Genomic DNA, 21,373 nt, shown 5'->3' on the forward strand with positions numbered 1-21,373 from the left:
GGTGACGGGGGCGATGGCGGGAAGGAGGTGGCATACCGGCCATGGGCGAGGAGAGCGTGGATCGGTCGGAGGGTTTTGGCGAGCGGCTGCTCGGTCTGCTGCTGGACAGGGCGCGGCTGCTGCCGCCGCATCTGATCGCCCCGCTGGTCGCGGAGGAGGTGGTCAGGATCGGAGGTCGTGACGTCTCCATCCTGCTCCAGGACTACGCGCAGGAGCTGCTGGTGCCGCTTCCGGGCAGGAAACTGCACGTCAGCCAGCCCGAGCCGATCATCGATTCCCCCGCCGGCCGGGCGTTCCTGCGCGGGGGTGTCGTCGAGGTGTCGCAGAGCCCTTCGGGCGTGCGGATGTACCTGCCGCTGCTGGACGGCAGCGACACGGTGGGCGTGATGGCCCTCACCTTGGACGCTGTCAGCGACGACGACCGGCGGCTGCTGAGTCGGCTCTCCGGCCTGGTCGCCGACCTGCTGGTCACCAAGAACGCCTACACCGACCAGTTCTTCCGGGCCCGGCGCCGTGAGCCGATGAGCGTGTCCGCTGAGATCCAGTGGAGCCTGCTGCCGCCGATGTCGATGTCCCTGCCGCAGGTCGAGGTGGCCGGCATCCTGGAGCCCGCCTACCGCATCGCCGGCGACAGCTTCGACTACGCCCTCAACGACAACATCCTGCACGCGGCCGTGATCGACGCGATGGGCCACGGCCTGGACGCTGCCACGATGGCGACCGTGGCCATCGGCGCCTACCGGCATGCCCGGCGCGACTTCGTCAGCCTGGCCGAGAAGTACGCGTTCATGGACGATGCCATCTCGCGGCAGTTCGGTCCCGACCACTTCGTCACAGCGCAGCTGATGCATGTGAACATCGACACCGGTGAGATGGCACTGGTCAACGCGGGCCACCCCGCGCCGCTGCTGATCCGCGACGGCCGGGTCGTGCAGCAGCTGGAGAGCGCGACGACGCTGCCCGTCGGCTTCGGCGGCAAGGAGCCCCGGATCAGAGAGCACACGCTTCAGCAAGGCGACCGGGTGCTGTGCTACACCGACGGCATCATCGAGGAACACGTCAACGACGGGGAGCAGTTCGGCGAGGAACGCCTCATCCGCTGCGTGAACCGCCTGTGGGAGGAGCCGTCGCACGGGCTGCGGGCGGATCTGCGACGGCTCTCCCACACGCTGAAGTGGCAACGGCGCGGGCACACCAGCGACGACGCCACCCTCTTCATGATCGAGTGGCACGGAGGCGCCGCCGACCCCCTCGCGGTCCTTGACTGAGCGCCGCGCGTCGGCCCGGAGTACGTGGCCACCGAGCTACCAGGTGGTATCCGGCGTCCTTCAGGAGGGTGAGCGCCGTGCAGCCGTCATTTGCGAAGGCGGCCGACAGGCTGGCCGACGTACTGCAGGACCCCACCGCAGATCAGCATGAGCATGCTGCAGGCGAAGAGGGCGTCGGAGTTGGTGAGGTCGTGCACCGTGCCGGCGTACTGGGTCAGCGCCATCCCCGCGCCGAACACCAGGGCTCCGGAGCCCCACAGCCGGGGCCGCAGGATGTACCCCCGCTGCCACGGCACAACCCGGCCGGTCGTGAGGGCCAGGACACCCGCCGCAACGTAGAGCACCACGGCGACCCCCACGACGACCAGCGAAATGACGTGCAGCATCGAACCCCCCTCGTCCATGCTCCCGATCATGGCCACGCCTGCTGTGGACAGCTAGACCCAGCGCTGTGATTTCGGCGACAGCGGCGCCATCGGGATGCTCCAGCTGCCGAACGCCGCATCCGCCGCTGCTGTCGGAACTCGTGGGCGTAGCCACCTCGTCCAGGTTGTCTCGCTCTAGTTGCGCGACCGGCGTAGCCGGGGCCCAGAGCGGGGCGGAGACAGGAGCGCAGGGCCCCGGCGGTGAGCCGGGGAGCGCGCGACGAGCGGAGCGAGGAGCCTTGAACCCGTAGAGAAGGTTTCTACTCACTCCATCCCTATGGGAATGTCCGGTCCCGGGAGATGCTTGAGAATTCGGTCCCAGCTGATGGTTGACAGTGGCCGTGATCGGCTTTGCTGTGCGCGTCATTGCGGCGCGTGGCGGGAGGCCGGGATTGGCGCTGGTGGAGTTCAGTCGTCGAACAGAGGTATCGGGCCGTCCTGACGGTGCAGGTCGGTGCGGCCGTGACCGAAGTCGCTGCTCAATCGGGCAGTCCTCAGCGGGGAATCACGGGAATGGTGGCGAGGATGGCCCCAGCTGACCGCCGATGAGGGCCCGAATCTGTCCGACCACGTCATGCACCGACCGGCCGTCGGTGTCCACACGCAGGTCGCCGGCCCCGGCACGGTCAAGCGCCGCGGCTTCGCGCGCTGCCTGTTCGGCGATGCGGTGCAGGCCATCGGCGTCCCGGCCCTTGATCCCGTCACCGGGAATCGCTGGGCCATGTCCCCCGCCGCGCTCCGCGACCCTCTCCGCCAGGGCGGCGGGCCCTGCATGAAGTCGGCAGACGGTCAGTGCCGTTCCAGGAAGCAGGTTGGCATAGCTGCGGACGGTCTCATCTCGGTCTGCGTCCCCGGAAACGACCAGGAACCGGGCCCCGGCCTCGCGATGCCCGGCCCAGATGGCCGCGAGGTTATGTGCCTTGAGGTGGTGGCGGCCCGGGTCGTCCTCCGCGGCGGGACGCAGGGCGCCGATCTGCTTCAGATCGACATACGCGGCCGGGACGCCGGCGCGTACGACCTGGCTGTAGACCTCATAGCCCACTGTCGACTTCCCGACTGCGGTGGCGCCGCAGAGCCAGAGCACTGGGACCGGGGCGGAGGTGGGGGAGGCACCGACGGGCGCTGCCAGCGGGCCCGCGACAAGACCGCTCGGCTGGACTGCCGGGGTGGCGCGTGGCCATCCGCCGACCTGCTCGCGGATTATCCGGGCCACCTCGGAAACGGTAGTCCCATCGGTTTCCACGTACATGTCTGTGATGTCGCTACGGTCCAGCGCCTCGGCCTCGGCGACGGCTTCATCCACCAGGTCGGGACGCCATCCCCGGTCGATGAACCGCCGCTTGAGCTCGGCGGGCTCGGCGCGCAGCCGACACAGCGTGAACGCGGCGTCCGGGAGCAGTTCCGTGTATTCGCTTACCTCCGCGGGGGTGTCGACATAGCCGGACAGGATCAGGCACTGCATACCGGCTGCACGGAAATTGGGCCACATCGCAGCGAGATTCCGAGCCCGGAGTCGATGGGTGCCACCCTCCGGTTCCGGGAGGAACAGGCTGATCTGGTCGCTGTCGACAAACCCTGTCCTGACACCCATCCGACTCAGTTGTGTGAACATCTCCCAGCCGACCGAGGACTTCCCGACACCCGACGGCCCACGGAGCCACAGCACGCGCAAACGGTCGCCCCTCATGCGCGCGACGGTAGTGGGCCAGACCAGCAGTCAGCGACTGAATTTCGCCGCATGCCTGGACGCAACGTGAATTGCTGCGGGTGCGGCCCAACCCGCTCAGTACGGGCGCGCAGTTGCGTGCGGGTGCAACGGCGGATCGGCAGCCAGGGCACGATCATGGTCTGTTGGCAAAGAGTCCCGCTCGGCCGCATCTATGCCGGGTAGACGGTGACGGTGCACGTGAACGCCTCCATGCTCGCTGTCGAGCTGGACGGCGACGTGCGGGGCGGTCGCAGGATTTGAACCTGTGGCCTCATCCTTCTCAGGTCGGTCACCGGGGGCTGTCGACGTCGACAGCCTAGCCATGCGCCTCGGGCTATCGTTTGCTGAGGTCCCGCCTTGACCGCCGCTGGTCACGCTTGTTGGTGTCAGCCGCTGATGTCAGTCGTTGCACGTTGCCTTGACAATGCTGACTGTCGTCTAGCCTCGCGTCAGCAGGTCGACGGCCGCCCCGATTCCGATCAGACCTGCTACGGCTAGCACGGTGGCTATCACTCGCAGGCCACCAAAGTTCTGCGCGCGGGCCTGCTCGATGGGTCTTCCCTGGAGTCCGGACGCGATCACTTTGCGAAACCGGCCAGACCCCTTCTTCGAGGCGAGTGCCGACCCCATGACCAGCGCGCCCACCCCCCAGATCAACAGGAACACTTGACCGCCGTGGGTGGCCTGGGCGCTGAGCTGCATCATGACGCGCATCCTGACGGGTTGCCCTGGGTGCGTCAACGATCGTCCTCAGCCACCACCCACCCCCAGCTCCCATCCCGTCCGCCTTCGGCCCACACACTGTGGAGCGGGCGTGGTTCAGGGCGGGAGCGAGCCACTGTACGAATGACCTTGACGCCCTGGGCCGCGACTGCTCGGCTCTGCCTGGGGCGAAGGTGGTCAGGATGGGAGCACACGACGCTCGCCATGAATCCGCCGGCACCCGCGAACGGCGCCCCGTCTGTCCCTGTCCGGTGCAGTCGATGTCAGGTGTGGACGTCAGTCCGGCCGCGGTGAGCCTACGGTTCAGTCTCCCGAGTGACCCCAGAAGTAGATCTCTTGAGGCTGACGCACCCGGCTGCCGCTCCTACTCCCCAGCCTGCGAGAGTGTTCCCATGCTGCTGGATCCCGAGAACACTCTGTTCGTGCGTGGCGCCACGCCCGCGCTCCTGCTGGCCGACGCGCCTGTCCACGATGCCCTGCCGCTCTTGGCCGCGCCCGACGGGGCGGTGCCCCGGTGTGAGGGTTGGAGCATCGTCCCCCGACTCACTCTGTGTGTCGTAGACGGACCGGGAGACCACGGGCTCGTCGTCCCCGCTCTCGCTGCGCCGGTGGTCGGCGGGGCCAACGATGGTGGTGCATCCAGCGGCATGGCCGACTGGTGCGAGGACGCCGAGCAGGCCGGTGGAGCAGTCGTCCTGTCTTTGGACCAACTGCCCGACGTACTCGACTGGTCTGCCCTGCTGTCCTCGGGCAGGGTCCGCGGCGGCTTCATGCCTGCGCTGGCTTGACCTCAGCAGGGCCGGAGCGGCTCCCTTTTCGGCCGGTGGCGGCGGCGTGCTGGTGTGCGCGGACGACTGTGGAGTCGATCTGGACCAGCCAATCGATGTCACCGGCCGCATCGGCCCGGGACCGGACTTGCTGGAGGGCGTGAGTGAAGACGCCCTCCAGGGCGTATCGGCGGAAGCGGGTGTAGACCGTTTTCCACGGCCGTAGCGTTCGGGCAGGTCACGCCACGTGATGCCGGTGCGGATCTTGCAGACCATGCCCTTGATGACCTGAAGGTCGTCAACCCGAGGTCTTCCGGTCACGGTCCGGGGTATGAGGGGAGCCAGTAACTCCCATTCTTGGTCTGCGAGTTCATTTCGGCGTAGCACAACACCGTGATCCCCCACTCGAATGATCTCTGAAGACGGACCCTAGTTGCCGTCCGGACCGACGTGGACCGTCACGGCATTCGGCAGGTGCACGTTGGTGGCAGAGAGGTAGACGGTGTCCGAGCCCGGGTCGAAGTAGAGCTTTGCAGAGTCGGCGCGCACCAAGCTCTCGTCGAGCACTCTGCTGTGGACCCACTGCGCCCCCGCCGGTGCAAACTCGGTGAGTTCGACGGGTATGGAGATGCTTTCAGGCCCGGCCCCGATGACCGCCGGCTGCATCTGCGTGGACGCCGTCAGGACAGCCACCGAGCCAGGGTCGAGCTTCATGAGGGCGCTGACGTAATAGTCCGTAGGTCCAGGCACTCGGCTGTCGCCGCCGGGAGCCTCCTGCTGCCAGTGCGCCGAGACGATCCGACCGAGCTTCGGTAGGCGCTTGGCCAGCGGCTCGGTGTCGGTGTGAATCTCGAGGGTCTTTGAGGCCTCGCCCTTCGCGTCGGCGACAGGGCTGACGACGCAGCCGGTGACCACAGTTGCCACCAGCAGGAGCGCGCTTGCTACTACAGGAGATCTCTTGCATTCCGCCACTGCTTCCGGCACTTCCCTCAGGATCTGCTATCCCATCACATGGCCTGTGAGGGCCAACCGGTGCGCCCCCAGAACCTGATGATCGCAGAGACATGACCCAGCGGAAACGTGGTGCCCGACCACTCCTACGAGTCCGGTCTCGTCCGCGGCCTGCTGTGCACCCTGTGTAGCCATGTCCACAAGTTTCGGCTCTGGTCCACTTCGTGTGGTCGCGTGACTCCCGGTTACGCCAACAGGACTCGTTTGCGCAGGAGCTCGACTACTGCGCGGCCGAACATCTGGCGCTTGAGCATCTTGATCCGGTTGACATGACCCTCCACGACGCCGGAGTTCCAGGGCAGTGTGAGGCCCGCAATGACGGCGTCGAGGTCGCGTTCGAGGTGTTGGGCGAAGCTCCGGAGGCTGGGCAGTTCGGTGGTGGAGGTAGCCGCTTCGATCCAGGTCGGCAACTGGTCACCCTGGAGGTGAGCGACCATGTGCCCGAAGGACCGCACGTGCTCGGCAAGTGCCGCCAGCTCGGGGCAATTGGCCAGGACGGCTTTGAGCTGGAGCCGCTCGCCTTCGGGTAAGGCGTCGGGGTGGGTGAGGACCCAGCGCGTAACGGCCCGGGCTGACGGCGGGCGGGGCCGATCGGTTGGGGTTTGCCGCGAAGCGTCCTGCTGACGTAGACACGGACACTGGCGTAGCCGCGGGGATAGCCCTGTTCCCTGATCTCCTCCTAACAGTTTCCAGGCATTGGTGCAGCCTTCCTGCCAACGCTGATCGAGGTAGGGCTTGTAGTCATCGAGCCTGGTCACACGGCTTTGTCGCTGCCCGGTGAACATCTCCTCCGCAGTAGCGGCACGGGAGAAACGCAAGATCGTGTTGAGGGTCATCCCGAGCTGCCGGGCGACGGACCGCTTGCTGTTCCCGGCGGCGAGAAGAGCGTGGATGGTGGCGTGCTTGGCGCGGGTGCGTTCGGCGAACCGGTGCCCTGTCGGCCAGGGCGACGCAGCTGGTTCCGCCTCTTCTTGCGGCTCCTCAGGCTGGGCCGGCGTGGGATGCAAGCAGCCACGGTGCCGGTAGAAGCATTTCTCGGCGGCTTCGCCCAGGTTGTGCCAGAGATGCCATCGGTCGGCGATCTGGAGGGCCTGCGGGGCGCCGCGGGTGGCACCATCGGCGAAGAAGGGCGCCCGGTCACGGCAGACGATCTCAATGACCGGCCGCTCGGCGAGCCAGGCCGCGAGCGTGTCCGCCTCCCGATCGGGAAGGAGGTCGACCGGGCGACGTGTCTCGACGTCGATGAGCACGGTTCACACCACCATCCAGCCAGGTGATTTTCGGGCGGACTTTAGTGGTCGTAGGCGGTCAGTGCGCGCATGACCGGCTGGCCGCGCATGAACCTGGCTCCACTCATCAGGCCCCCTTGAAATCGATCATCTGGGGAACCGGGAGGCGCTCTACCGGCGGACCGCCGAGATCAGTCCGCCGGGCCGCTCCTCACGCTGCGGCGGGGTGCTGATCGGGCGGCCGTAGGCGGCAGCGCGCTCGCGCAGGGTGTGGCTGTCGGCCTCCCAGCCGTGCCCGACCAGCCAGCCCACCGGGTCGTCGGGCATCTCCGAGACCCACATGGACGCTGCCGATCCCGGCGCGGCGTCCGCGCCGAAGCGCTCGATCACGCCGCGCGAGCCCAATGTCAGCCCCATCCGACTGCCTGCCGCCGACTGCGTGCTGATCCGGGCCAACAGTAGCTCCACCGCGTCCTCGGGCAGATAGATCAGTAGTCCTTCGGCGATCCACGCGGTCGGCACGGCCGGGTCGTGCCCTGCGGCGGCCAGCGCGCCTGGCCAGTCCTCACGCAGATCCACCGCGACGGTGATCCGCTCGCAGCGTGCGACGGCCCGCTCCTGGCGCAGCACCGAAGCCTTGAAGTCCAGTGGCGCGGCGGTGTCGACCTCGAACAGCCGGGTGTCCTCGGGCCAGTCCATCCGGAAGGCCCGGCTGTCCATGCCGGCGCCGAGCAGCACGACCTGCCGGACCCCGGACGCGGAGGCCTGCTGCAACAGATCGTCGAGGAACTTCGTCCTGATGACGATGGAGAACGACACGGCCAGCCGGCGGCGTCGCGCGGCCTCGTCATCGGGCGGCGGCGAGGAGGGCCACAGGCCGCCGGCGGTGGCGAAGGCCTGTGCGAGTGGGTCGCGGAACAGCGCGTTCTCCCGCTCGGTCTCCAGCGCCCGCACCCTGGCCACCCCCACCGCCGTGGCCCAGACTCCCGACGGCTGCACCCGCTCCTGCTCATCAACCACCGCGCCAGCCTAGATGATCGATTCCAAGGGGCCTGATGCGGGGAGCCAGGTTCATGCGCGGCCAGCCAGTCATGCGCGCACCGACCGCCTACGACCACTGAAACCACCATTAGGCGAAGATCAACAGTCACCCTGTGTACGCGAGCACACGAAGTGGACCAGAACCCAAGTTTCGACAGCGGTTGTTCACCGTCTCGGGAGGCGGCCGGATCAGTCCGGGGCGGTGTTCACGAGAACGAGGCACCCGGCGGCCGGCCTTGTTCCCGAACGTCGTCTCGATCCACCTTCCGATCAGGCCCCTCCGGACGGACCTTGGGCTGTCCGGAGGGGCCTCGTCATCGGGAGGTCCAGGGAGGCGGAGTGGAACGGCACCCCAAGGCGGTCGGCCAGGGCACGGCAGGCCTCAACGGCGGCGGTGCCCGGCCGCGGGGTCGCCAAGGCGGTGGTGGCCGGTCGCCAGGTGGCCTTCTCCGAACATCGTCAGTACGCCCCGAACGACCAGAAGACACCCACCTCGTCGTCGGTCACCGCGATCAGGCCCAGGTCCTCGAAGAAGTCGAGGCCGTTGAGGTATTCGGAGGTGAGGAAACCATGGGATTCCGTGCCCTGGAGGCCTGCTGCAAGGAAGTCATGGGCCGGGTCAGAGGCGGCGGCCGTCGCGTTGGTCCAGTAGCGCGCGGTGGGCCCGTACCGGTCGAGCAGGGTTCGGGCATCCGCCAGCACGGCGTCCCGGTCCGGGCGGGAGCGGACGGGGGCGGGCTCCGACTGCCATTCCTCGGCCATGATGGCGAGCGCGGCGACCGCTGCCTGCGCCTCCAGAGGGTACAGGCGGTCGGGGAACTCTGACGCGTCCGGGGGGTCGAAGGGATACGCGGGCACCGTGTGGCGGGCGGCGTTGGTGCGGTCCCAGTCCAGTCGGACCCAGCCCCGAGGGTCAGGGACCGACCGGTGCAGTACGGCGTGGACGTCGTACGCCCAGTCATCATGCCGCCGGGGGCCGGTAGCCGCGAAGGTGTACGTGTCGTCGAGCAGCCGCAGCGCCGCCGCGTTCCAGGGACAGCGACGGCAGCGGAACTCCGCCAGCAGACCGCCGACTTGGCGGGCAAAGATGTCCTTCGGCTCGCAGGGGATACGTCGGAGCTGGTCGAGGGCCCAGTGGGCGAGCTCGCCCCCTCCTTCCGCTGCAAGGCAGACCGGCCCCTGCGGGAGCGGGAGGTCCGTTCCGTCCCAGAGCGCCTCCAGGTGCGCATCGAGGAGGTCCAGGGCGGTTCGGTCGGCAGGCAGTGACATTTCGCCACTCCAGAAGTGGTCCCGTAGGGTGGGTAGTTATGCCCTGGGGGTCATGCCCAGCCCTTGTGCGAGTCCCTGGTCCGCTGCCCCACGCTGCAGCGCCCCACTTTCCCCCGAGCCGCCTCTGCGCCGCAGTACGACCAAGCACACCCCCGCCACGGCCGCGAGCACAACCACCGTGGAAACAATGAAGATCACGGGTCCCCCATTTGTCCGGCGGAACTGTCCTGTAGTTCCATGTTGATCCGTCACTGTCAGTATCAGTGCGATGGCGGGGTTTGTGAATACCGCGATCGTCGCGTCCATGGGCCGTCTCTTTCGGGCTGTGCCGGCCCGGGGTGATCGACAAGACGCGCGCTACGGCGAACGATCCGGAGGAACGACGACACCGTGCCTCACGCGGAACTCGCGGACAGAGTCAGAGGCCCCAACCGTCGGCGGTTCGGGCCTCCCGATCACGGACGAAGAGCTCGACCAGATCTGCCCACGGCGAAGGCCATCGAGATCATGGCGGTCGTCGACCGTGAATCGACCGACCCGGTCCGTATGACCGACAGTCACTGCCTTTCGGCAGACTTTACCGACCGCAATACGAATGTCCTGAGAACCTGTTGGAGGCGCCTCCAACGGCCTCCCGTGCTCGTTCAGTGAGTGGCGTGGTAGCAGTCCCAATTCCTGTATTCACACCCCGGACCCACAGGGCCGCGTGGGTGAACGTACTGGCCCACGCGGCCCGGACCGGGGTGATTACCGGACGTCGTAGGCGCGGGTGATCGTCTGGGTGACCGTGTTGCCGTTGGCGTCGGTGAAGGTCGTCCTCAGGGTGACCTGGTTGCCGGAGGCACCGGCATGGTCGAGGACGGCCGTCCAGTGGCCATCGCGCTGTTCGGTCGTCGCCTGGATCCAGGTGGTGCCGCCGTCGTAGGAGTAGGACAGCGCGGCCGCAGTGATCGCGCCCGGGGTGTATCCGGCGTGCCCCTCAACCGACAGGCCAACCTTTGTGCCGTTCTGCGCGGGCAGGGTGTTCATACCGTCAGCCGGCAGGTCGTACGCCGGGAAAAGGATCGGCAGGCCGCGCGAGAAGACGTCCGGCTCTCTGTGGGAGCGGAAGGTCCAGGAGGTGGTGACGGCGGTGGAGCGCAGCCAGCTCGGGTCCGAGCTCGGGATCTTCTTCAGGTTCTGTGTGAGTTCGTAGGCGGAGTCCTCGTCCGGCACCTTGAACGCGTCGTAAGGCCAGGCGCTGGTGGCGATCTTCTCGCCGTTGCGCTTCAGCACGAGGTTGCCGAGGTCGCCGAACGACCCGCCGACGGACCAGTGGTCGCCGGATCCGTCGAGCCAGAGCGCGGTCTGAATACCGATCAGGTTGCCCTGCCGCTCGGCGGCCAGCACCGGCTTGCCATCGGCGTCACGTGGGGCGGCCGGTCGCAGAGGGCCGCGATACCACTCCTCGGCGCTCCGTTGTCCGGTCCGGTAGGTGCGCTCCTGGTCGCCCATGAACGCGGCAAACGGGAAGCTGGTCATCGCGCCGTGGTACCAGATGTCGTCGCCGGTCGTGTAATAGGCGATGCGGGTAGCGGGCACATGTACCGCGCCGAACGGGCTCACAGGGACATAGTCGCTGCTGCTCCCGGAGGGGCGGACGAACAGGGCGTCGAGGTAGTTTCCTTCCTTGCCCATTGCGTTCCATGTTTCGGTGACCTGAGCCAGCTGGGAATCCTTGGGCCGGTAGACCTTGTCGGTGTGCAGTGGTCCCCGAGTCGGATACGTCAGGTTGTAGGCGTAGGGCGAGCCGCCCTGGGAGCCGGTCGCACGCCAGGTGGGCCGGAACTCGAACGTGCCGTTCTGGGCACGCCCGTCGATGTCCGCGTAGAACTTCCGGACATCGCCGTCGGCCGTCAGTGAGCCGGAGATCTGCCAGGTGTCGTCCCACGTGCGGGAGTAGCTGAACGTGGTGGTGTCAACGTTCGCGGGCCGGTCGGTGTGCAGGCTCAGCCGATGGGCGCGACGGGCGTCGAGGACGACCGTCGTGTCCCGGGTGATCCGTAGCTGCGGCTGCGCGAGGTAACTGATCGACTCGGGCGCGCCGTCGAGGTCGTATGTCGCCACGAAGCTGCTGAGGGAGTAGTTACCAGGGCGGACGCTGTAGGTCTGGTCGGCCGCTCCGGAGTTGCTGCGGCGCTCTCCCTTGTCGGTGTCCAGGCTGACGAGGTCCACGGAGGAGGGGCCGGTCGCGGGCTTGCCGTTTCGGTCCAGCATCTTGACCCGGAGCGTGACCGTCTCCGGCTGGACGTAGAGCGTGATCGGCACGGTGACGTGCACGTCGCCGCCAGTGGCCAGGATCCGGCCGGTGACCGCACCGTACTGGGAGTCCTTCAGACGGGCAGTGGGGTCGATCTGCACCGGCACCTGGGCGGTGGCCCCCGCGGGGACCGTCACCTTGCGCTGCTCCGTCTTGATGATGCCGGAGCGGACTGTGCTGCCGTCGTTGCCGTGCACGCCGTTGACCTTCAAGCCCAGGGTGAGGTCCCTGGCGCCGGTGTTGGTAAAGGGCACCTTCACGGTGGTGCGGTCCGATGCGTCCTGCGGCCAGTTGTAGCTGCCCGCCTGGACGGCGGGTGCGGCGAGCACCTTCTGGTTCACCGAGGCGAACACGTCGAGGACTCCACCGCCGGTCTGGTCGGCGCCGGCGACCTTGCCGCCCGTGCGAGCGGAGGAGACCAGGGCGGCCTTCATCTGCTGTGCGGTCCATTCCGGGTGCGCCTGGCGAAGGACAGCCGCGGCGCCTGCGACGTGCGGAGTAGCCATCGAGGTGCCAGACATCGACTGGTAGGCGTAGACGCCGCGCCCGCCGGCATTGGCAGCCGAGATGTCGACGCCGGGGGCAGCGATCTCGGGCTTGAGCGTGTGCGTGACAGCCACGGGGCCACGGCTGGAGAACCAGGCGGTGCTGTCGTCCCGGTCCACGGCGCCGACGGTCAGTACGTCGGGCACGCACCCGGGCGAGGAGACGGTCTCGATGCCGGAGCCAGCATTGCCCGCGGCGACGACGAACAGCGTGCGCGTGTTCTGCGCGAGCTGCTTCGCGGCCTGCGCCACCGGGTCGGTGCAGTCCCCGGTCGCGGGGCTGCCCAGGCTCATGGAGACGGCGTCGGCCTCCTGGTCGACAGCCCACTGCATACCCGCGATGACCCAGGAGTCCTGACCGTACCCCCCGTCGTTGAGGACCTTCCCGATGAGCAGGGAGGTACCAGGGGCCACGCCCTTCTTGCGTCCCTCACTGGCGGCTCCGGACCCGCCGACCGTGGAGGCGGTGTGGGTTCCGTGGCCCACCCGGTCGTCGGTGGTCTTGGAGTCCGTGAAGTTCTCGGAGGCGGTAACCCGGTCCGCCAGGTCCGGGTGCTCGGCGTCCACGCCCGTGTCCAGCACGGCGACCTTGGTGTTCTTGCCGTCGTAGCCGGCCGCCCAGGCCTCGGGCGCGTGGACCTGCCGGGTGGACCGGTCCAGCGTGGCCTCGACCTTGCCGTCCAGCCACAGCTTCTTCAGCGCGGAAGCGGAACGCGAACGCGAGTCGGTGACGTCCTGCCAGAACGTGGCAGCAGTGTCCTTGTCCGCCTTGAGCGCGACGCCGCCCACGGCGGGAAGCGACAGGCTCCGTTCGGAGCCGCGAGGTGCCTTTGGTGCGCTCTTGGCGACGTCCACGCTGTTGCCGTAAGTGGCGATCAACGGGAGTGTGTCGGTGTGCCCGTCGTCGTACCCCTGGCGGATGAGCCCGGTGACGTTGAACAACTGCTCGTCGACCTTGCCCTCGCTGATGGCCTGGGCGACGCCTTCGGGATAGACGTAGAGGTCCTTGCCCGACTGGTAGGTCCGGAACATCGGCTGCGTGCCGTCCTTGTGGGGCAGCACCGCCGCCGAGCTCCGGCCCGACTTGCCCGTGGTCACGAGGACCTTGTCGCCGGTGACAAGCGTGACCATCGTCTGCTTGCCGCGCTGCTGTGCGGCCTCGCTGCCGACGACGGGGCTCTTCCCCGAGTCGGCGTCATGCGGCGTATCCGCCGCCCCGGACGGTGTGACCGCGCTGAAAGCCAAGGCCGCGGCGGACGCCGCGCCTATGGCTATACGCGTGATGGGACGCATGAGTCTCCCTGTTTGACGCCATCGAATGCCGTGGTGCGGCTGCAGCCTGGCAGAGGTGGGGAGGGCAAAGGGGCGCCCGCGGGTGACGGGTTTCCCGCATGTCGGGTTTCCGTCAGGCGGTCACGACAGAATGCCGGTCACAGCCAGCCCGCTCGGGCGGCGTGCCAGCCGAGCTGCAGGCGGGAATCCGCTCCCGCAAGGTCCATCAGGCGGCGCGTTCGCCGTTCCACGGTCCGGATTGAGACGCCGAGCTGGGAAGCCGCACGCCGGTCGGAGACCCCCGCCAACAGCAGGGACAGGACTTCAAGTTCGCCCTCGGTCGGCCACTGCTCCGCTGCCGCCTGCACCCGTACACCCGTGGTAGTGGGGTGCAGCGGCCGGGCCTGGTCCCATTCCTTCTCGAACAGGTGCACCAGGGCCGTGAGGAGACCGCTGCGGTGCACCACGATGGCGCTCGGCTCGCCACAAGGACCGGCCACGTCCAGAGGCACCATGGCGCGCTCCCGGTCCGATACAACCATCTTCAGTGGCAAGGTCTCGACGAGGCGGAGTTCCAGCCCTGCTGTGATGGCCGCCCGCATGTCCGGTGCCACCTCGTGCCCGTCGAGGTAGTCCTGGGTGGCCACGACCCGGAACTCGACCCCGCGGTCCAGCGCGGAACTCTCCGCCATGTCGGTGTCCTCGCGCGGTACCGCGGTCGGCGCGCCCACAAGGAACACGAGCAACTCCCGCTGCGCGCCGAGCTGCAGCTGGTGGAACCGGTGGGCGACCTGCTCCACACCGACGACCACCTCCACGACGCTGCCCGCGGGATGTGCGGCGGCGCTCCGATACTGCTCGGTGAGCATCGAGAAGGCGGTCTCCGCCCGCTGCAGCGCGTTGCGCTGTTCGACGAGGAGCGGGGCGAGGGCCACGGACGGTGGCGTGAGCCGGTACCGGGTGGTGGTTCCGCCGTTGACTCCCGGGCCGGTGGGATCGAGTGTCTCGCCGCCTGCCTCGGAGACCACCGCAACGAGGCCGCGTGCCGCCAGGTCGCGCAGGACGCGGGCGATCTCGGCTCGCTCCAGTCCGGTCTGCCGGGCGAGGTCCTGGGCAGAGGCGGACGGCCGGGGCAGCAGAGCGGTGTAGACGGCTCCTTCGGCTGCGCCCAGTCCCAGTGCCTGCAGCATCCAGTTCCCCGTTCCCCTCGAGGGGAACCCTATCCCCGCCGCCCGGTGCACCTTGTGGCGGCCCGCAATGTCTGCAGCCTGGAGAGACGCAGCAGTCCGGCGAGGCGTGGTCGCCCCGCGGTCGGGGCCTGCCTACGGTAAGGGAGAAATGCACCATCTGACCGGGAGGTCCCGTGCTCCGTACGCACGCGAAGAAGCCGAGGAGTTCGGTCGAGGCCATCGCACCGCCGAGCGAGGCCGAAGTGGTGCTCGTCGTCGCCTCGGTGACCCTGCTGGTGGTGATTCTGGGGGTCCTGTCGGAGTCCCCGGTGTGGCTTCTTGGGCTTCTCGTGTTCCTTCCGGGGGCGGCGTCAGCACTGTGCACCGTTCGCCAGACGAAGTTCGTGTTCGCCTGGACCGAACTCGTCGTCATCGTCACCATGCTGGTGCGGCACGGGGACGGTCGGCCGTGGCTCGACAGGATCCTCATGATCCTGCTCACCCTCGTCCTGGGTGCGGCCTCCGTCTACGCATGCCACCGCCGCATCAACCGTGAGCAGGAGATGCTTCGGCTGCGCTCCACTGCGGCCGCGATGCAGCGTCACATCCTGCGCCCCCTACCCATGCTCACTGACGACGTCCTGGTGAACGGCGTGTACGAGCCCGTGCAGGAGGACCGCCTGGTCGGCGGAGACATCTACGACGTCGTCGACTCACCGTGGGGGACCCGGGTTCTGATCGGCGACGTCCAGGGAAAGGGCCTCCCGGCGGTTGGCGCCGCATTCGCCGTCATCGGCGCATTCCGTGCGACGGCCCACCGGGAGCCCACTCTGACCGCGCTTGTCGACGCCCTGGACGCCTCCGTCGTCCGGCACAACTCCTATGCCGCGCAGACCGGCGACGACGAACGGTTCGTCACCGCGCTCATCCTCAACATCGACGCGGGCGCGGAAGCGCAGGCCATCAACTGCGGTCACGTCCTGCCACAGGTGCTGCAGGAAGCCACCGTGACGACACCGGCCCTCACATCCGGTGTCCCTCTCGGTCTCGCCGAGCTCGCAGACGAACCCGCGACGGTCGACTGGTTCGTCTTTCCGCCCGGCGCAACCTTGCTCCTGACCACGGACGGACTCACCGAGACCCGCGCCCCGGACGGTGTGTTCTACCCCCTCACCGAAAGCCTCACCCGACGCGTATCGCTCTCGCCCACCGACCTGCCGCGTGCGCTCTACGACGACGCGCGTGCGTTCGCCGGGGGCGGCGGCCAGCACGACGACGTAGCGGTGCTGACTGTGCGACGGTCACCGACCCGCTGAGATGTCTTTCGTTGTACAAGGGAAGCCCCGCGCACGGCAGAAGCCTCCTTCGGCCTGCGGCGGCACACCTTCCACTCCGCCGTGCTCGTCATCGCCGGAGCGGTGGTGTTCCTCGGCGCGACCGGCCGCTGAGAACGCCAGGGCGCCCCCGGCCGATCATGTGACTGCTTCGCGTCCGGGGCGTTGACCGCAGTCGCGCCGACGACCAGGACCCGGACCGTGCGAACCGCCGCAGTGCCTACCGTCTCGTTCGCCGCGGCAACGATCCGCGCGCTGATCGGCCGCAGCTGAGTGGCGTACGCAGACGAGTCCGGGCGCAGGTCCAGCAGTCCGCTCTCCGCGTGGAAGGCGACGGCCTGGACGTGCTCGGGAAGGGCCGGGGAGATGGCGGCCGCGATGCCGGGCCACTGGTCCAGGACGCTTCCGCCGCCGGCCGGGAGGTCCCCGACCTCGTCGGCCATCAGGCTCTGGAGCACGGCGGCGAACCCGGTCGGCTCTCGCCCGTCGCGCCGCAGGGTCGTGCCCGACGCGCCGCGGGCCCTGACGGCCTCGCGCGCCGCTGCCGTGCCACCGTGCAAGGTTCGGATCTCCTTGAGCCCGATGCGCCGTCGCTCGACTGCGAGCGGACTTGCCATAACAGCAAGAAACCTTGCCCCCTCGCTCGGGTGGCTCGCAGGGTGTCCGTATGGATGAGACGGAGAAGAACAGCCTCACTGAGGCAGATGCTGTTGTAGATGTCGTGGTCGTCGGAGGTGGGGTCGCCGGGCTGTCCGGTGCTCTGACGTTGGCGCGTTCCCGGCGGTCGGTGCTGGTGGTCGACTCCGGGGAGCCGCGCAACGCGCCCGCATCCGGGGTTCATGGGCTGTTGTCGCGCGACGGAATCGCGCCGCGTGAGCTGCTGCGGGCGGGTCGGGAGGAGGTCATCGGTTACGGCGGGGGGGTCGTGTCGGACAGGGTGGTGGCCGTCCGCCGTGACGGCGAACGGTTCGTCGTGGACACCGCCAGGGGCCGGAGCTACGGTGCACGGCGGCTGCTGGTGACCACCGGGCTGGTGGACGAGCTCCCCGATGTCTCCGGCCTGCGGGAGCGGTGGGGTCGCGATGTGCTGCACTGCCCGTACTGCCATGGGTGGGAGGTGCGCGATGCGCCGATCGGAGTGCTGGCCGACGGGCCTGCCGCAGTGCATCAGGCGCTGCTGTTCCGCCAGTTGTCGGCGGACGTGACTCTCTTCCTGCACACCGGAGACGACCCGGGCGAGGAGCAGTGGGAGCAGTTGGCCGCTCGCGGAATCAGCGTGGTCGACGGAGAGGTCGCCGCTCTCGAAGTGAGCGACGACCGCCTGTCGGCTGTGCGGCTCTCCTCCGGCCTGCGGGTACCGGTGCGGGCTCTGGTGGTGGCGCCCCGGTTCGACACCCGTGGCGAGGTGCTCGCGGGCCTCGGGCTGACTGCGGTGGAGCACCCCATGGGAGTGGGGAGTTACATGCAATCGGACGCGAGCGGGTTCACCGGTGTCGCCGGGGTGTGGGTCGCCGGAAACGTCACCGACCTGTTGGGCGGAGTCCCTGCCGCCGCGGCCTCCGGAGTACAGGCCGCAGCGGCGATCAACGCCGATCTCGTGGCCGCCGACACCGATGCCGCGGTGGCGCGCCGGAAGGAGACGCGGTTCGTCGATGCCTTCAGCCCGGATGCTGAGGCAGCCGGCTGCGAGCGCACCCTCGGGAATCGCCGCCATGGACTCGACATGCTGCTCCACCCGGGTCACCCCACCGGTCGGTGACTCCCCGCGCCGGCCGGCGGAGTGCGCTTCCTGACCGCCGGCCGCGAACCGCCTCCCGCCTCGTGAGCGGGCGCGGACTACCGCATGCGGTCAGGTCGCGCGGGCACGCAAGTGGGCACGTTCACCCTGCGGGCCGAAGAGGACGAGCAGTTCGACCGCATCGGAGTCGGCAGATCCCAGCCAGTGCGGCAGGTGGGTGTCGAACTCCGCCACCTCACCGGGTTTGAGAACCAGGTCCTGGTCTCCGAGAAGCAGCCTCAGCCGGCCGCTCAGCACGTAGACCCATTCGTGCCCCTCGTGGATTTTCAGGTCGGGTTCGGTGTCCTGTCGGCTGGGCGGGATCACCAGTTTGTGCGCCTGCATTCCGCCGGCCCGGCGGCTCAGCGGCACGAATGTCATCCCGGATCGGCGTACCGGACGAAGGTGCACGCGCGGGTCCCCGGTCCGCGGTGCGCCGACCAGTTCGTCGAGCGGCACTCCGTAGGCGTGGGCCAGTGGCAGCAACAGTTCCAGGGTCGGCCGCCGTCCGCCGCTCTCCAGTCGCGAGAGCGTGCTCTCCGAGATGCCGGTCGTCTCCGCCAGGTCGGCCAGGGTGATGCCGCGCTGCCTGCGCAGTGCGCGCAGTCGCGGCCCGACAGCGGCCAGTACGGTGCTCAGCTCGTCCACGTCCATCATCTTGCTGAAACGGCATGAACAATTGCAAGTGGATGAGCTCGGCGTGGCACCGCACAGCGACGTCGGGCCGTTGAGCCTGAGCACGATAGGTGTCGTATTTGCACGACAACTGCCGTCATTCGCGTCCGACCTCCTGGTGCAGGTGCTCTCGGGACGCCCTCCACGGGGCGCCGGGAAGCGGCGTTGTCGGTGGGCTCTGCCAGGGTGTGCGTCGTGGATGAACTGGTGGAGCGTGTCGACGGTCAAGATCGTGTGCTGGGGGTGGTGGTCAGCCGCCGGCAGGCCATCCGGGAGGGTTGGCTGCACCGGGTCGCCGTGACGGTGTGTCGTGATGAGCGTGGGCGGATCCTCGTCCACCGGCGGTCGGAGCAGCGGTCGCGCTTCCCCGGGCTCTACGAGGTCGTGGTCGGTGGCGCCGTGGATGTCGGCGAGTCCTATGAACAGGCCGCCGCGCGGGAGCTGGCTGAAGAGCTGGGCATTCCTGTGCTGCCGCGCTTGCTGTTCACGTTCCTCAACCGCAGCGGTATGAGCCCTCACTGGCTCGGCGTGCACGAAGCCGTGGTGCCGGATGCCGTGGTCCCCGATCCCGATGAGGTCGCCTGGCATGGCTGGCTGACGGAGCCGGAGCTGCGGCCGGCCCTGCTGGAGTGGCGCTTCACCCCCGACAGCCACGAAGCCTTCAGCCGGTATCTCGCGTTCCGGACCGCGCAGTCCTGACCTTGCCCGCCTTTACTTGCAATAAGCGCGGTAGATGCCAAGAACGATGCGAATCTGACGACAGTTGTCGTGCTCAGCGGTCCAGAAACCCCCTGGTCAGGGTGCTGGGTTGACGACAACTAGCTCGCTCCGTCTCAGCCGTCTAGTGTTTTGAGTCGGGAATTCCATGTAGATGTGTCTTGCTCTATGGCGCGGATGGGGCGGCCGAAGGCCGAGTTGACGTTGTCGGATGAGGAACGGGCCGCACTTGGGGGGTGGGTGCGGCGTCGTTCCACGCCGCAGGCGTGGGCATTGCGATGCCGGATCATTCTGGCTTGCGCTGAGGGTGCCTCGAACAAGGACGTGGCTGCTCAACTCGGCTCCACGCCACAGGCGGTGGGCCGCCGGCGGTCCCGGTCCGTGCAGTACCGAATCGCTGGTGGTGACATGCCGCGTCCGGGCGGACCCCGGACGGTGACGGACGAGCAGGTCGCTGCGGTGGTCACCAGGACACTGGAATCCACTCCGAAGAACGCAACACACTGGTCGACACGGTCGATGGCCAAGGAGATGGGCCTGTCGCAGTCGTCGGTGTCACGGATCTGGCGAGCCTTCGGCCTGCAGCCGCACCGCTCGGAGACCTTCAAGCTGTCGACCGACCCGTACTTCGTCGACAAGGTTCACGATGTTGCGGCCTCTACCCGTGCACCCTTGACTCGGACCACCGCTTTAGGAGCGAGGTGGGGCGATCGTCGGCCTGACCTGTGGATTCCCCGCCTTGGATGCAGTGGGCGGCATGCACCCCTGCGCACCGCGATTCCCCTTGGCTCCCCGCCCGTTCTGGCACGAGAGTGGCACGAGTTCCCTGCTGGTGACCCTCTCGATGCGAACTGTGGGCGGGCTAGTCATTGAAGTCTGCCGGGTCGGTCGCTTAGGCATCTCGGACCGATACCAGTTGACTACGGTCGCGGTGGTTGCTGTACTCCGCTGCTGTACAGCCGCAGCTCAACCAGCGTAGGGAGACCAAGAGGTCGTATGTCTGTCATCGTGCTCGCCGAAAGCCTCGAAGCCGGGAACGTCGTGGAATTGTCCTCGATACGGCAGCCAAGCTATCCGCCTGGCCCAAGTCGCGCACCGTGCCAATGGGATCAAGTTCACCGGACGTGACACCCGTCACTCGACGGAGTGGTCCTTCGGGATGAAGTACGGGCAACCCGCGACGCGCCTCGACTGCTAGCGCCCCCTATTCTCTAGATCATGGAGGACTCGGAGGCGTTTCGCGGGACGGTCAGAGCGCATGCGGCGGCCATGCTGAACGGCGATGCTTCACCGTACGACCCGGCGTTGGAGATCTGGGGTCTCGCTATGCGTGAGCGGCCAGGGGATGACGGTGACGAAGCGTGCTTTTCGCTCCATCTCATCTGGGGCGCGCTGACCGATTGGGTCGAGCTCCGGCCTGCGGAAGCGGATCAAGCCGAGACGCATATGTTCACCGCCGCCCGTGAGTGGCTGACCATCGAGGGTGACCGAGAGACCGAGGCCCGGTACTTCGATCGATGGGTTCACGACATCCTCGGGTACGAGCGTCCGGCTCCGATCCAGACCTAGTCCACGATCTTGAAAACCGTCGTAGCAGCGATGTCACCGTGGGTTCAATCCCACACCCACCGCAGATGAACGGCCCCTGACCAGGAAGTACGGTCGGGACCCGTCGTCATGGGCATTGCCTGTAGGACAACGCTGTTGGCACGATGCTAGGGCGTGATCCAATCTGCCCAACCAAAGGTGAACTTGTATGCGGCGCGTACGGCGTCCCGCCCTCGGCTACCGGCCAGGAGTGCTACAGCCAGGGCGACGACGAACAGCGCGGCAAAGGCGCCAGCGATGATCACGCCCGTGCTCGGCGACCAGACCACTCCCACGAAGACGCTTGCAATGATCGTGATCGCCAAGCCCATGTGGGCAACGGGCAGTTCCACACGAAACAGATTCCGCATCGCACCCCGTGATGCCTGCATGTCTGCGTTGTAGCGCTCTCTTGCCGCATCAGGATCGGCGTTCGATCCCTCCGGCCATTGCTGATCCACGAGCATCCTCCCCCTTCGCCCTGGCCGGGAGCTTAGACCTCGGCCTTGTCCCCATCACCTCAGCCCACCACTCTCCCCAGCTCCCATCCCGTCCGC

17 protein-coding genes and 4 pseudogenes are annotated in these 21,373 nt (G+C 68.0%); 8 read left to right on the forward strand and 13 right to left on the reverse strand.

Annotation, left to right across the window (positions count from 1 at the left end; genetic code table 11):
• Positions 1-41: 41 nt before the first annotated feature.
• Positions 42-1,268, forward strand: coding sequence for a PP2C family protein-serine/threonine phosphatase (locus OHA88_RS07530; RefSeq protein WP_328624785.1), 1,227 nt, complete (start codon positions 42-44; stop codon positions 1,266-1,268).
• 86 nt (positions 1,269-1,354) lie between these two features.
• On the opposite strand, the gene OHA88_RS07535 is transcribed toward OHA88_RS07530, so the two are convergent.
• The 3 genes from OHA88_RS07535 to OHA88_RS07545 form a co-directional block, all read right to left on the reverse strand.
• Positions 1,355-1,672, reverse strand: coding sequence for a hypothetical protein (locus OHA88_RS07535; RefSeq protein ID WP_328624786.1), 318 nt, complete (start codon positions 1,670-1,672; stop codon positions 1,355-1,357).
• A gap of 526 nt (positions 1,673-2,198) precedes the next feature.
• Positions 2,199-3,182, reverse strand: a complete 984-nt coding sequence (locus tag OHA88_RS07540) for a hypothetical protein (protein WP_328624787.1) — start codon at positions 3,180-3,182, stop codon at positions 2,199-2,201.
• Between the two features lie 657 nt (positions 3,183-3,839).
• Positions 3,840-4,106: a hypothetical protein gene (locus OHA88_RS07545; RefSeq protein ID WP_328624788.1), complete on the reverse strand. Its 267-nt coding sequence runs from the start codon at positions 4,104-4,106 to the stop codon at positions 3,840-3,842.
• 410 nt (positions 4,107-4,516) lie between these two features.
• Between OHA88_RS07545 and OHA88_RS07550 the strand changes: the two genes are divergently transcribed.
• Positions 4,517-4,912, forward strand: coding sequence for a hypothetical protein (locus OHA88_RS07550; protein WP_328624789.1), 396 nt, complete (start codon positions 4,517-4,519; stop codon positions 4,910-4,912).
• 201 nt (positions 4,913-5,113) lie between these two features.
• Here OHA88_RS07550 and OHA88_RS44550 read toward each other — a convergent pair.
• The 5 genes and pseudogenes from OHA88_RS44550 to OHA88_RS07570 all read right to left on the reverse strand — a co-directional run.
• Positions 5,114-5,296 (reverse strand): annotated as a pseudogene (locus OHA88_RS44550) (transposase); the annotation flags it as partial.
• 24 nt (positions 5,297-5,320) lie between these two features.
• A complete protein-coding gene (locus tag OHA88_RS07555) occupies positions 5,321-5,875 on the reverse strand; it encodes a hypothetical protein (protein WP_328624790.1) in 555 nt (184 codons plus the stop codon).
• A 212-nt stretch (positions 5,876-6,087) separates the two neighbouring features.
• A pseudogene (locus OHA88_RS07560) lies at positions 6,088-7,128 on the reverse strand (ISL3 family transposase); the annotation flags it as partial.
• Positions 7,129-7,302: 174 nt separating this feature from the next.
• The gene (locus OHA88_RS07565; RefSeq protein WP_328624792.1) at positions 7,303-8,151 is read right to left on the reverse strand and encodes a class I SAM-dependent methyltransferase; all 849 of its coding nucleotides are present in this window, start codon (positions 8,149-8,151) and stop codon (positions 7,303-7,305) included.
• Between the two features lie 480 nt (positions 8,152-8,631).
• Positions 8,632-9,441 (reverse strand): hypothetical protein, encoded by an 810-nt coding sequence (locus tag OHA88_RS07570; RefSeq protein WP_328624793.1) that lies wholly within the window; start codon positions 9,439-9,441, stop codon positions 8,632-8,634.
• A gap of 448 nt (positions 9,442-9,889) precedes the next feature.
• Between OHA88_RS07570 and OHA88_RS07575 the strand changes: the two are divergent.
• Positions 9,890-10,017 (forward strand): annotated as a pseudogene (locus OHA88_RS07575) (Ku protein); the annotation flags it as partial.
• A 171-nt stretch (positions 10,018-10,188) separates the two neighbouring features.
• On the opposite strand, the gene OHA88_RS07580 reads toward OHA88_RS07575, so the two are convergent.
• Both OHA88_RS07580 and OHA88_RS07585 read right to left on the reverse strand, forming a co-directional pair.
• Positions 10,189-13,578: a S8 family peptidase gene (locus OHA88_RS07580; protein WP_328624794.1), complete on the reverse strand. Its 3,390-nt coding sequence runs from the start codon at positions 13,576-13,578 to the stop codon at positions 10,189-10,191.
• A 137-nt stretch (positions 13,579-13,715) separates the two neighbouring features.
• Complete coding sequence (locus OHA88_RS07585) at positions 13,716-14,747, reverse strand: helix-turn-helix domain-containing protein (protein ID WP_328624795.1); 1,032 nt, start codon at positions 14,745-14,747, stop codon at positions 13,716-13,718.
• Between the two features lie 173 nt (positions 14,748-14,920).
• Here OHA88_RS07585 and OHA88_RS07590 point away from each other — a divergent pair, with 173 nt between their 5' ends.
• Positions 14,921-16,042 (forward strand): PP2C family protein-serine/threonine phosphatase, encoded by a 1,122-nt coding sequence (locus OHA88_RS07590; protein WP_328624796.1) that lies wholly within the window; start codon positions 14,921-14,923, stop codon positions 16,040-16,042.
• Here the strand turns inward: OHA88_RS07590 and OHA88_RS07595 are convergent.
• A complete protein-coding gene (locus OHA88_RS07595; protein ID WP_328624797.1) occupies positions 15,955-16,677 on the reverse strand; it encodes a hypothetical protein in 723 nt (240 codons plus the stop codon). The two genes, OHA88_RS07590 and OHA88_RS07595, sit on opposite strands and share 88 nt — an antisense overlap.
• Positions 16,678-16,727: 50 nt before the next feature.
• On the opposite strand from OHA88_RS07595, the gene OHA88_RS07600 reads away from it, so the two are divergent.
• Complete coding sequence (locus OHA88_RS07600; RefSeq protein WP_328624798.1) at positions 16,728-17,819, forward strand: NAD(P)/FAD-dependent oxidoreductase; 1,092 nt, start codon at positions 16,728-16,730, stop codon at positions 17,817-17,819.
• Positions 17,820-17,909: 90 nt separating this feature from the next.
• On the opposite strand, the gene OHA88_RS07605 is transcribed toward OHA88_RS07600, so the two are convergent.
• Positions 17,910-18,494: a helix-turn-helix domain-containing protein gene (locus OHA88_RS07605; protein WP_328624799.1), complete on the reverse strand. Its 585-nt coding sequence runs from the start codon at positions 18,492-18,494 to the stop codon at positions 17,910-17,912.
• A gap of 213 nt (positions 18,495-18,707) precedes the next feature.
• On the opposite strand from OHA88_RS07605, the gene OHA88_RS07610 reads away from it, so the two are divergent.
• The 3 genes and pseudogenes from OHA88_RS07610 to OHA88_RS07620 all read left to right on the forward strand — a co-directional run bounded on the left by OHA88_RS07610 (position 18,708) and on the right by OHA88_RS07620 (position 20,798).
• Entirely contained in the window at positions 18,708-19,211 is a 504-nt protein-coding gene (locus tag OHA88_RS07610) for an NUDIX domain-containing protein (RefSeq protein ID WP_425896536.1), read from the forward strand.
• A 186-nt stretch (positions 19,212-19,397) separates the two neighbouring features.
• Positions 19,398-19,910: pseudogene (locus OHA88_RS07615) on the forward strand (helix-turn-helix domain-containing protein); the annotation flags it as partial.
• A gap of 537 nt (positions 19,911-20,447) precedes the next feature.
• Positions 20,448-20,798 (forward strand): hypothetical protein, encoded by a 351-nt coding sequence (locus OHA88_RS07620; protein ID WP_328624802.1) that lies wholly within the window; start codon positions 20,448-20,450, stop codon positions 20,796-20,798.
• A 146-nt stretch (positions 20,799-20,944) separates the two neighbouring features.
• Here the strand turns inward: OHA88_RS07620 and OHA88_RS07625 are convergent, their stop codons facing one another.
• Entirely contained in the window at positions 20,945-21,277 is a 333-nt protein-coding gene (locus tag OHA88_RS07625) for a hypothetical protein (protein ID WP_328624803.1), read from the reverse strand.
• Positions 21,278-21,373: the final 96 nt, after the last annotated feature.

The organism is Streptomyces sp. NBC_00353 (assembly GCF_036108815.1).
Lineage (GTDB): Bacteria > Actinomycetota > Actinomycetes > Streptomycetales > Streptomycetaceae > Streptomyces.

Bases quoted from the DNA above. Each gene is read 5' to 3' on its own strand.
- OHA88_RS07535 (WP_328624786.1), bottom strand. From the start codon at position 1,672: ATGGACGAGGGGGGTTCGATGCTGCACGTCATTTCGCTGGTCGTCGTG.
- OHA88_RS07530 (WP_328624785.1), top strand. From the start codon at position 42: ATGGGCGAGGAGAGCGTGGATCGGTCGGAGGGTTTTGGCGAGCGGCTG.
- OHA88_RS07585 (WP_328624795.1), bottom strand. From the start codon at position 14,747: ATGCTGCAGGCACTGGGACTGGGCGCAGCCGAAGGAGCCGTCTACACC.
- OHA88_RS07540 (WP_328624787.1), bottom strand. From the start codon at position 3,182: ATGTGGCCCAATTTCCGTGCAGCCGGTATGCAGTGCCTGATCCTGTCC.
- OHA88_RS07620 (WP_328624802.1), top strand. From the start codon at position 20,448: ATGGAGGACTCGGAGGCGTTTCGCGGGACGGTCAGAGCGCATGCGGCG.
- OHA88_RS07595 (WP_328624797.1), bottom strand. From the start codon at position 16,677: ATGGCAAGTCCGCTCGCAGTCGAGCGACGGCGCATCGGGCTCAAGGAG.
- OHA88_RS07570 (WP_328624793.1), bottom strand. From the start codon at position 9,441: ATGTCACTGCCTGCCGACCGAACCGCCCTGGACCTCCTCGATGCGCAC.
- OHA88_RS07550 (WP_328624789.1), top strand. From the start codon at position 4,517: ATGCTGCTGGATCCCGAGAACACTCTGTTCGTGCGTGGCGCCACGCCC.
- OHA88_RS07580 (WP_328624794.1), bottom strand. From the start codon at position 13,578: ATGCGTCCCATCACGCGTATAGCCATAGGCGCGGCGTCCGCCGCGGCC.
- OHA88_RS07545 (WP_328624788.1), bottom strand. From the start codon at position 4,106: ATGATGCAGCTCAGCGCCCAGGCCACCCACGGCGGTCAAGTGTTCCTG.
- OHA88_RS07600 (WP_328624798.1), top strand. From the start codon at position 16,728: ATGGATGAGACGGAGAAGAACAGCCTCACTGAGGCAGATGCTGTTGTA.
- OHA88_RS07605 (WP_328624799.1), bottom strand. From the start codon at position 18,494: ATGATGGACGTGGACGAGCTGAGCACCGTACTGGCCGCTGTCGGGCCG.